The organism is Citrobacter sp. GW821-FHT07H02 (assembly GCF_059418505.1).
The window spans coordinates 67230-77308 of sequence record NZ_JBWKPZ010000024.1 but is presented as its reverse complement, the minus strand read 5'-3'; the positions used below and the strand labels follow the sequence as shown (position 1 = coordinate 77308).

The following is a 10079-nucleotide window of genomic DNA, read 5'->3' as shown; positions in this document are numbered from 1 at the left end:
CGGAATTGGTAGACGCGCTAGCTTCAGGTGTTAGTGTCCTTACGGACGTGGGGGTTCAAGTCCCCCCCCTCGCACCAATTATCTTATTTCCCACGCTGTTTTCTTCCTTCTGTGTTTTATCCCTGATTCCCGTTGATCACCACCAGCATAATACCGCTCACCAGCGCAACACATGATGGCAGCAACACAAAGTGTCGTAACTGCTTGTGATATAACATCAATGAAGTCAGTAGTAATCCTGACACAATCATCGCTTTCCATGCTGCGAGAGACAGATCGGTAAACGCCAGCCCGGTAATAATCATTCCCGGCAACAATATCCCCCATCCACTGCCCAGCGCACGTTGCAACATGGTTTTACCTCTGACACCAATAATGATAATCAATATCATATGATATATTTTCTCATCTGTCAGCATGCCGCATTCGTCGCATCCATGAGTTTTACTAAACGATAGATGACATAAATTTGGCAAGGTGATAAATTGCTCGCTGGTTAACTAACGAACACCATAAAACGTATACCTATGTGAGTTTCTTCCTCGCACGTTATTTTTCACTTTAGCAACCCACTCAACGTATCCTGCAGATTAATAACGATATTCAGATATGACAGCACAATCCTGGCGATCACTGCGCACCAAGAAATATCAATTTTCACTCCGCCTGTTTCTGTTTCTTAACGCTGCATCGGCACTGTTTGCATTAGCATTTCCTCTTTTTGAGGTCAGCACACTTCCCGCCCCTGCGATTTTTATCGTTGCCGCAAGCACGCTGTTATTGGTCTGGCATGGAAAATACGCCGATAAAAAAATCAGTCTTCCCGTCGTATCCCTGATATTTGGCATACTGTGGGCGAGTCATATTGCAATGAAATACAGGATGTTAGGTCATAGTGATGACTCTTTTTTAATGATTTCCCTGCTGAGCGTGTTATTTATTGGCTCCATTGCTTTTGCTAACAACATCATCGCGTTTACGCTTCACTCGTTACCTTCGGTGTTTGTCTGCTTATGGCTTAATGGCCATGAGCACGGAATACGGATCCTCTATTTAATGGCCTTGCCGATGGCAGGTATTGCCATTCAGAATGTGATCCAAAAGCGCTATGACCGCTTTGCCCAACAGCTGATGTACAAATTGCTGGAAGAGAGGGAGACACTGAACGGTCTGAGCATGCTGGATCCGTTGACCGGTTTGTACAATCGTCGCGGTCTGCAAAATAAGCTGGATACCCTGCTAGCCCTGGACACCCGCGGGCACTACGTCTTACTTCTCGATATCGACCACTTCAAAGCCTACAACGATCATTACGGGCATATGATGGGCGATCAGGCGCTGATTCGCGTCTCTGCGGCTATTCGTGATGCCGTCCGTTCACGGGATATTGTCACCCGTTTTGGTGGCGAAGAATTCATGGTTCTGCTGACTGCAGCGGATCAACTACAGGCGCGAGTCACCGCCGAACAGATTCGCCAAAAAGTCTACGATCTCGAGATCCCGCATATGTTTAATGAGAGTACCGCGACAAATGTCACCATCAGCATCGGCATTGCGCCATTGGTCGATCAGGACATTGATGGCGCGATCTCCCGAGCCGATAAAGCGCTGTATGAAGCAAAAAACCAGGGGCGAAATAATACGCTGGTTTTCGATGAGCTCCCCCTCCCCTGATGGTTTAATCGTGCTACGCCGCAGAGGATAGCGACAAAGCACTTGCCATCGTTTCGCTCTATCGCTAGGATTCGTAATCATTATCATTTAGATTACTATCCAGATATAGCGCTATGGCCTATCGCTCTGCTCCCATTATTGAAGATGTCATCTGGCAAGCTCATCTCCCGTCGGGGGAGCCAACGCTTGCCGATACTGTGCGTGAAACGATCGCGCAAACCCGCGAGCATCTACTGGAATTTATTCGTCTTGATGAACCCGCCCCGCAAGGCGTCATGACGCTGGCCCAGTGGTCTACTCCCAGCGCGTTAAGCTCTTTGCTGGCGATATATTCCGATCACATCTATCGCAATCAACCCACACAACCGCGCGAAAATAAACCGCTGATTTCACTGTGGGCGCAATGGTATATCGGACTGATGGTTCCCCCGCTGATGCTTGCCCTGCTCACTCAGGAAAAAGCCATTGATGTTTCTCCTGAATATGTCAGCGTTGAGTTTCATGAAACGGGACGGGCAGCCTGTTTCTGGATTGACGTGCACCAGGATCACCAGGCGACGTTGCACTCTCCCCAGCAACGCCTGGAAACGCTGATCCTCCGGGCGTTAATGCCCATCGTTCAGGCGCTGGAAGCTACCGGAGAGATTAATAGCAAACTCATCTGGAGCAACACCGGGTATTTGATCCACTGGTATCTGACAGAAATGAAACCGTTACTGGGAGAAGAGCTGTTGGCGACACTGCGCCAGACCTGCTTTTTCGAGAAAAAGCTATCTGGCGGTGAAGATAACCCCCTGTGGCGAACTGTCGTTCCACGCGAAGGGCTTTTGGTGCGCAGAACCTGCTGCCAGCGCTATCGCCTTCCTGATGTTCAGCAGTGTGGTGACTGTACGTTAAAATAAGCAAGGAGCCATCGCCCCTTGCTTTTTCGCCTTATGCAACCTGCTGACTTTCCTCTTCCGTACGCTGAGCTTCTTCAGCTTCCTGCGCCAGCAACTGTTTCTCGTATACTTTGAAGAACGGGAAATAAATAATAGCGGACACTAACGCCAACACCACCACCAGCACTGCCGCACGATAATCCCAGCCTAATGCCCAGGCAGCCCCTACCGGCGCTGGTGCGGTCCACGGAACAACGGAAATCACGCGTCCAATCAAGTCGAGTTTCATTGCCGCCCAGGCCAGTATCGCGTTAACCATCGGCGCGAGCAGGAACGGAATAAAAAAGACCGGGTTCATCACAATCGGCGTACCGAAAATGACAGGCTCGTTAATGTTGAAAATGCTGGGAACCACACTCAAACGACCAATGGATCGCAGGTGCACAGAACGGCTACGCAGATAGCAAATCACCAGCCCCATTGTCGCACCGGACCCGCCCACAACAATAAAGAACGTCCAGAACGCTTCCATGAAGATGTGCGGCAGCGGTGCGCCCTGCGCCAACGCGGTCTGGTTCATCCCAAGATTGGTCAGCCAGAACATTTGCAGCATTCCGGAGACAATCGCGGCGCCATGTATCCCCGCAAACCACAACAGATGGCCAATCAATACCGCGAGCAAAATTGCAGGCAGGGAGTCAGCCGCTGAGACCAGTGGCTTAAAGATCGCCATGATGGCCTGTGGGATCAGCATATCGAACTGCGCCTGGATCAACAGGCTCAGAGGGTACAGCGTGAGGACAACCACTAACACCGGAATCAGCAGATCAAAAGAGTTTTTGATCATCGGGGGAACCTGATCCGGCAAGCGAATACCGATATTGTGCGCTTTCAGAAAACGCATCATTTCGACGCAGTAAATCGCCACCAGGATCGCGGTAAAAATACCGGTGCCTCCGAGGCTGTCAACCGGCAGGGAGCCTTTCGTTTTTGGAGCAGCAATCAGTAAAAACGCCATGATCGAGAGCATCGCGCACATAAAAGGATCTAACTGATGCGACTTAGCGTAGTGTTTCCCCAGGTTGTATGCGATGGCCGCGCAAATGTAGATGGACATGATCCCCATCGTCATATCAAACGGCGTGAGTATCTGACCTTCAAATTGCTTTGCCATATCCAGCCACGCACGGGCAAACCCCCAGGTGGTATCCGGAGAAAAAGGAGGATAGGCAAATACCAGCAGGAACGATCCGACAATCATAAACGGCATTGCCGAGATAAACCCATCGCGGATCGCCATCACGTGGCGCTGTGAGGATATACGCCCGGCAACGGGGCTAACATAGTTTTCAACAAACCGAAAAATCACATTAAACACAGCATGGTTGGTAGACATATCCGCTCTCCAGTCCGTCAAAACAACGTAGATATGCAGGCAGCAGCAACACCGCCACGTAAGAATCCATTACCACTTTTCGCAACCGTGCCGGAATAAATACCCGTGATACAGCGTAGAGAATTAAGTTTCATAGGTGGCTCTTATTATGTGATACAGAGGAAGTGACAATTTTAGTATTAATCTCTCCCACCCGTACCGCAACCGGTTACTGTAACCGGTTTCTGCGATTGTGAAGAGGATCTAATATTTGTGTATGTTACTGGATTGTTACTTTAAAATATTTACAGCGGTACTTTCCTTATGACAAATTACGCCACGCAGTTTTCCAAAGAACAGGGGCTGCTTACACCGCGTCAGGAGGAATGAATGAGTCTGCAATCTGTACGGCAATTTCTGGCCGAATATGCCCCCGATATTGAAATTATCGAATTAGATCAGAGCACAGCAACGGTTGAACTGGCTGCAAGAGCCCATAATGTGGAGCCGGGACAAATTGCAAAAACGCTTTCCCTAAAGGTGAAAGACAACATTATTTTGGTTGTCGCCAAAGGTGATGTCCGCCTGGACAACAAGAAGCTCAAAGAAACATTTGGGGCGAAAGCGCGTATGCTCAGTTTTGATGAGGTGGTGAGTGCAACAGGTCATCCGCCTGGCGGCGTCTGTCCTTTTGGTCTGGAAACGCCTCTGCCAGTCTATTGCGATGTCTCCCTCAGGCATTACACAGAGGTATTGCCTGCTGCTGGCGCAACGAATAGTGCAATAAGAATCGCACCTGAAAGGATGGCCGAGTTGACTTCAGCGACCTGGATTGATGTCTGCCAGTGATCCGCCGTCAAGTCTGAAGGATGCGCCTCGTTCGCCATTTCAGGTACACAGCGCTATGCCGTGTGCAGCGCAGAACGGGGGTCAAGGGCGCGCAGAGACAGCAAGATATCCGCCGCATCCAGCAACCCGGCATCAGAACTCACGCCCAGCTTGGACATCACATTAAATTTATGTGCCCGGATCGTTTTGATATTACGTTCAAGCTGCACGGCTATTTGAACCATCGAATAGCCGTGCGACATAAACCGTAAAATTTCACGCTCAGTAGGACTAATCATACGGCTCTGACTGGTAAACCAAAGATTGCTGCTGCTTTCCGTCACCCGACGTGCGCCATTCAGCGCTAAAGATAACTGTTCTTGTAAACTACTCAGCGGCGATGACTTACTTAATACGCCATCCAGTTGCGAGGGTGACAGAGAGCCAATAAGACGGGCTTCATCATCGTCGTCGGCAATGACCAGTCTGCGCATACGCGGGAAATCGATCGCCAGTTCCGTCAGGCACGCCAACCCAACCCGACGATCTTCTCGTATTGCCGAAAGTGAGAAGATAACCGCAGAAAAAGGTGTATTAACCATCGCCGCTTTAAATTCAGACTGATTAGAAAAGAGATGAAGCTGATAGAGACATTCAGGATCTGAATTAAATAAACTCTTAATACCAATACTGCTCATTGCGCACTTTTCTACCAGTGCGACATTTCTCTTGATGATTCTTTTTTCCATTCCGTGGTATCTCCATATACTGAAGGTAAGTTCAGTTCTCTTGCTCCTTGAGAACTGTTAATCCATGCATACATTTCAGCATTACTGTGTATGGACAAACGACGCATGGCACTGTTTTTCTGAGCACTGATAGTTTTATTACTCTTCTTCAACAACGTCGCTATTTGATTAATTCCCCAGCCTTTTCCGAGAAGCCGTAATACTTTACGCTCCGATAGCGTAAGAACCATCGACTGCCCACCATATTCCGTCATCTCTTGCAGTGTCGGAAACATCAGCGCTTTACTGATTCGCTCAGCGCTATAATTGCCTGAACGAATGGCATTAATCACGCTTTCGACCGGATCCTCATCAGAGAGCAACGTCGTTGCAGGTCCCATCAATAGCTCAACGGCCGAAGGATAGTAAGTGCGGGAAACGAGAAAAATCCAATGAATATCACGATATTGCGTTAATAGCGTATAAAACTGTTCACAAACAACACGAGGTTGATTGCACTCCCCCGTTAAATCAACCAACACCAGTTCAGAGCGGCGCAGTTGCATCAACGTGAGCTCTTCTACTGAACGGCAGAATGTTAACTCATGATCGGGAAAGTGACCCAGAAAGACGCCTCTTAGTCCGGCCTGGATAACGGGTATTTTACTGATAACAATTCCATTTTTGTAGCGTCCTGGCAACATATTCCCTCCATATTCACATCCTTTCTTATTTTCACCCCTATTAATAAACCAAACATATAAATAGCGAGATGAAATTAAAATTAATTAACAATGTGAATTATTCCGTTATTTTATTTTTATACATTGTGACTGCGACCATACCAGAACCCACATAGTATAAGATCCTCTGAACATTATCACATAGTGTTTTATAAAAACAATTCCCGGACAATTAAATTAACCAAATTTAATTGTCGAATATTTTAAGGTGAATTAATTTCGTTTAATAAATTAACAATATGTATTTGGCAACATCTACTTATCTTCCCTTATGAATAAAGAGGAAATCTGCCACATCAGTAATCCCCATATAATCATAATGCTAGCAACAGGCGGGTGCGGAATATCGTCGGTGTACTTCACGTTACCCCTCCTCATTGACACAACCTGATCAATGCACTGCAATGATGAGTCTAATCGCAAAACGGAGGGCGACACGGTTCAAATGTTCAAACCCATCGCCCTGACGTTTTTTTCAACACAAAGATTGATCCGGGCCAGAGCCAACGGACTCATACTTCGTGTTACAAAGAAGACTTTGTCATTTTTACCCGTCTTTTCAATCAGGGCGAGTCATGCAAACAGAGCAGTTGTTACAACGAACGGTTACACGGTTATGTATTCAATGCGGGCTTTTTTTATTGCAGCACGGGGCAGAAAGCGCACTGGTTGATGAACTCTCCACGCGTCTGGGTCTGGCGCTAGGGATGGACAGCGTAGAAAGCGCCATCTCTTCTAACGCCATCGTTCTCACCACCATTAAAGACGGCCACTGTCTGACGTCGACGCGGAAGAATCAGGATCGTGGCATTAATATGCACGTTGTCACGGAAGTTCAACACATTGTGATTCTGGCCGAACACAAACTCCTGGACTGCCGGGGAGTCGAGAAGCGTTTTAGCCAAATCAGACCGCTGCGTTATCCGCGATGGCTGGTGGCTCTCATGGTCGGACTTTCCTGCGCCTGTTTCTGCAAACTGAATAAGGGCGGATGGGACGGCGCCGTGATCACCTTTTTCGCCAGTATGGTGGCCATGTATATCCGTCAGTTTCTGGCGCACCGACATCTCCACCCGCAAATCAACTTTTGTATAACCGCCTTTGTTGCCACAACCATCTCCGGTCTGTTACTGCGTCTGGATACGTTCAGCCAAACCCCGACCATCGCGATGGCGGCCAGCGTGCTGCTGCTGGTACCGGGATTTCCGTTAATCAACTCTGTCGCGGATATGTTTAAAGGTCACATTAATACCGGGCTGGCGCGCTGGGCAATCGCCAGCCTGTTGACGCTGGCGACCTGTGTGGGCGTCGTGATGGCTTTAACCTTATGGGGGCTTCGCGGATGGGTGTAATTGAGTTCGTTCTTGCCCTTATGCAGGACATGATTTTGTCGGCAATCCCTGCCGTCGGGTTTGCGATGGTCTTTAACGTTCCACACCGTGCGCTGCCCTGGTGCGCCCTGCTGGGTGCGCTGGGCCACGGCTCACGGATGGTGATGATGACCGCCGGGTTTAACATTGAATGGTCGACCTTTATGGCGTCGCTGTTGGTCGGCAGCATCGGTATCCAGTGGTCGCGCTGGTATCTGGCGCACCCGAAGGTCTTCACCGTCGCGGCAGTCATCCCTATGTTCCCGGGGATCTCCGCCTACACAGCAATGATTTCCGCCGTTAAGATCGGCCATTTTGGTTACAGCGATCCTCTGATGATCACCTTGCTGACCAATTTCCTGAAAGCATCTTCTATTGTCGGCGCGCTCTCCATTGGGCTTTCCGTGCCGGGGCTTTGGTTGTACCGCAAACGCCCACGCGTTTGATTCGCCCTCCTCTGGCATCACTTTGTGAATAAGAGGCGGTGACCCCGCCTCCCTGCCGCTTCTGGTCATCGGTGTGTTACTATAAAAACAGTCTCCCTTCTCGGTTGTTGTTCCGTATTGAGAAACATTATGTCTTGCAGAATTTTAACCCCGGACGTCATCGGTATTGACGCATTAGTCCACGATCACAACGCCGTGCTGGCGAAATCGGCTGGCGGCGCGGTCGCGGTATTTGCCAATAACGTGCCCGCATTTTATGCCGTCACGCCTGCCCGTCTGGCAGAATTGCTGGCGCTGGAAGAAAAACTGTCGCGCCCGGGAAGCGACATCACGCTGGACGCGCAGTTTTACGAAGAACCGCAGGCCGCGCCCGTTGCGGTCCCGATGGGGAAATTTGCGATGTATCCTGCCTGGCAGCCGGACGCCGACTTCCAGCGTCAGGCGGCATTATGGGGCATCGCGTTACGAGAGCCGGCGACAGCGGAAGAGCTGGCGTCATTTGTGGCTTACTGGCAGGCGGAAGGCAAGGTCTTTCACCATGTTCAGTGGCAGCAAAAGCTGGCGCGCAGTCTCCAGATTGGCCGGTCCAGCAATGGCGGGATGCCCAAACGTGATGTGAATAGCATTAGCGAACCTGACAACCACATTCCACCGGGATTTAGAGGGTAACGATGAAAAACGTTGGCGATCTGATGAAACGTCTGCAAAAAATGATGCCGGCGAATGTAGTGCCTGCGTTTAAAACAGGCGAAGAGCTGCTGGCATGGCAGAAAGAGCAGGGCGAAATTCGCGCTGCCGCGCTGGCCCGTGAAAACCGGGCGATGAAAATGCAGCGTACATTCAACCGTTCCGGGATCCGCCCGTTACATCAAAACTGCTCTTTCGAGAACTACCGGGTCGAGTGCGACGGTCAAATGAATGCGCTCAGCAAAGCCCGACAGTATGTAGAAGAGTTCGATGGCAACATCGCCAGTTTTATCTTCTCGGGTAAGCCCGGCACCGGAAAAAACCACCTTGCGGCGGCGATCTGCAACGAGCTGCTGCTGCGGGGAAAATCAGTCCTGATCATTACCGTCGCCGATATTATGTCAGCGATGAAAGAGACCTTCACGAATCGTGAAACCAGTGAAGAACAGCTGCTCAACGACCTGAGCAATGTCGATCTGCTGGTGATCGACGAAATTGGCGTACAAACCGAATCTCGCTACGAAAAAGTGATCATCAATCAGATCGTCGATCGTCGCTCATCCTCAAAACGCCCTACCGGCATGCTGACCAACAGCAATATGGAAGAGATGAGCAAATTGCTCGGCGAGCGTGTGATGGATCGTATGCGTTTGGGCAACAGTTTGTGGGTAAATTTCAACTGGGATAGCTATCGTAGCCGTGTGACCGGAAAAGAGTATTAAGACCATTCTTAATACGAGCAGCGCTATACTTTCGCTGAAAAGGCACATACGAGTTACCATTATGAAAACAACAAAACGCATTCTGCGCTGCGCGATCGCCGCCAGCGCACTCATCTCCACCAGCATTTTCGCATCATCCTGGCAGGATTCGCTCTCCAGCGCGGCCAACGAACTCACCAAAAGCACCACCTCAGGACAAAGCAGCACGTCGCTCTCATCCCTCACCAGTCTGTTAAATGGCAGCACTGACGCGTTGAGCGCCAGCAACATGAACAACGCGGCGGGGATTTTGCAGTATTGCGCCAAACAAAAACTCGCGTCCGCGACCGATGCGGAAAACGTCAAAAATCAGGTTCTGGATAAACTGGGCCTGAGCGCAAACGAGCAAAAACAGGATACCAACTATATGGACGGTATTCAGGGTCTGCTGAACACCAAAGATGGCCAGCAGTTGAATCTGAGCAACATCGGCAGCACGCCGCTGGCGGAGCAAGTCAAAACCAAAGCCTGCGATTTGGTACTTAAGCAAGGCATGAGTTTCATTTCCTAATCGCTCCACACGCCGCGTTTTAGCGCCTGGGCAAGAAACGCGGCCTTAATCCTCTCTTTTCTCCCCTCACCCCTT

The 10079-nt window shown here is 49.8% G+C and carries 12 protein-coding genes; 8 read left to right on the top strand and 4 right to left on the bottom strand.

Translation table 11 applies throughout. From position 1 onward, the window contains the following. Window positions 1–116: 116 nt before the first annotated feature. The gene (locus AC07NP_RS19765; protein WP_494661500.1) at window positions 117–392 is read right to left on the bottom strand and encodes a DUF1435 domain-containing protein; all 276 of its coding nucleotides are present in this window, start codon (window positions 390–392) and stop codon (window positions 117–119) included. Window positions 393–609: 217 nt separating this feature from the next. Here AC07NP_RS19765 and AC07NP_RS19760 point away from each other — a divergent pair, with 217 nt between their 5' ends. After that, entirely contained in the window at window positions 610–1674 is a 1065-nt protein-coding gene (locus AC07NP_RS19760; RefSeq protein WP_494661499.1) for a GGDEF domain-containing protein, read from the top strand. A 113-nt stretch (window positions 1675–1787) separates the two neighbouring features. Further along, on the top strand, window positions 1788–2576 hold the full coding sequence (gene fhuF, locus AC07NP_RS19755) for a siderophore-iron reductase FhuF (RefSeq protein WP_494661498.1): 789 nt from the start codon (window positions 1788–1790) through the stop codon (window positions 2574–2576). Window positions 2577–2607: 31 nt separating this feature from the next. On the opposite strand, the gene AC07NP_RS19750 is transcribed toward fhuF, so the two are convergent. Beyond that, on the bottom strand, window positions 2608–3951 hold the full coding sequence (locus AC07NP_RS19750) for a PTS sugar transporter subunit IIC (RefSeq protein WP_494661497.1): 1344 nt from the start codon (window positions 3949–3951) through the stop codon (window positions 2608–2610). 369 nt (window positions 3952–4320) lie between these two features. On the opposite strand from AC07NP_RS19750, the gene AC07NP_RS19745 reads away from it, so the two are divergent. Beyond that, on the top strand, window positions 4321–4779 hold the full coding sequence (locus AC07NP_RS19745; RefSeq protein ID WP_494661496.1) for a YbaK/EbsC family protein: 459 nt from the start codon (window positions 4321–4323) through the stop codon (window positions 4777–4779). A 53-nt stretch (window positions 4780–4832) separates the two neighbouring features. On the opposite strand, the gene bglJ is transcribed toward AC07NP_RS19745, so the two are convergent. Together bglJ and AC07NP_RS19735 are read right to left on the bottom strand one after the other, a co-directional pair. Beyond that, window positions 4833–5507 carry a DNA-binding transcriptional activator BglJ gene (gene bglJ, locus AC07NP_RS19740; protein ID WP_203359016.1) on the bottom strand — a complete coding sequence of 225 codons (675 nt, stop codon included), beginning with the start codon at window positions 5505–5507 and terminating at the stop codon, window positions 4833–4835. Beyond that, on the bottom strand, window positions 5468–6190 hold the full coding sequence (locus AC07NP_RS19735; RefSeq protein WP_203359017.1) for a helix-turn-helix domain-containing protein: 723 nt from the start codon (window positions 6188–6190) through the stop codon (window positions 5468–5470). Before AC07NP_RS19735 ends, bglJ begins: the two co-directional genes overlap by 40 nt. Before the next feature lie 614 nt (window positions 6191–6804). On the opposite strand from AC07NP_RS19735, the gene AC07NP_RS19730 reads away from it, so the two are divergent. From AC07NP_RS19730 to AC07NP_RS19710, 5 genes are all read left to right on the top strand, one after another. Further along, on the top strand, window positions 6805–7581 hold the full coding sequence (locus AC07NP_RS19730; protein WP_203359018.1) for a threonine/serine exporter family protein: 777 nt from the start codon (window positions 6805–6807) through the stop codon (window positions 7579–7581). Then, entirely contained in the window at window positions 7572–8045 is a 474-nt protein-coding gene (locus AC07NP_RS19725; RefSeq protein WP_494661495.1) for a threonine/serine exporter, read from the top strand. The genes AC07NP_RS19730 and AC07NP_RS19725 overlap by 10 nt, the downstream gene beginning before the upstream one ends. A 129-nt stretch (window positions 8046–8174) precedes the next feature. Next, window positions 8175–8714 carry a primosomal protein DnaT gene (gene dnaT / locus AC07NP_RS19720; RefSeq protein ID WP_203359019.1) on the top strand — a complete coding sequence of 180 codons (540 nt, stop codon included), beginning with the start codon at window positions 8175–8177 and terminating at the stop codon, window positions 8712–8714. A 2-nt stretch (window positions 8715–8716) separates the two neighbouring features. Further along, the gene (gene dnaC, locus AC07NP_RS19715) at window positions 8717–9454 is read left to right on the top strand and encodes a replicative helicase loader DnaC (RefSeq protein ID WP_192610962.1); all 738 of its coding nucleotides are present in this window, start codon (window positions 8717–8719) and stop codon (window positions 9452–9454) included. Between the two features lie 58 nt (window positions 9455–9512). Next, window positions 9513–10004: a YjjA family protein gene (locus tag AC07NP_RS19710; RefSeq protein ID WP_203361325.1), complete on the top strand. Its 492-nt coding sequence runs from the start codon at window positions 9513–9515 to the stop codon at window positions 10002–10004. Window positions 10005–10079: the final 75 nt, after the last annotated feature.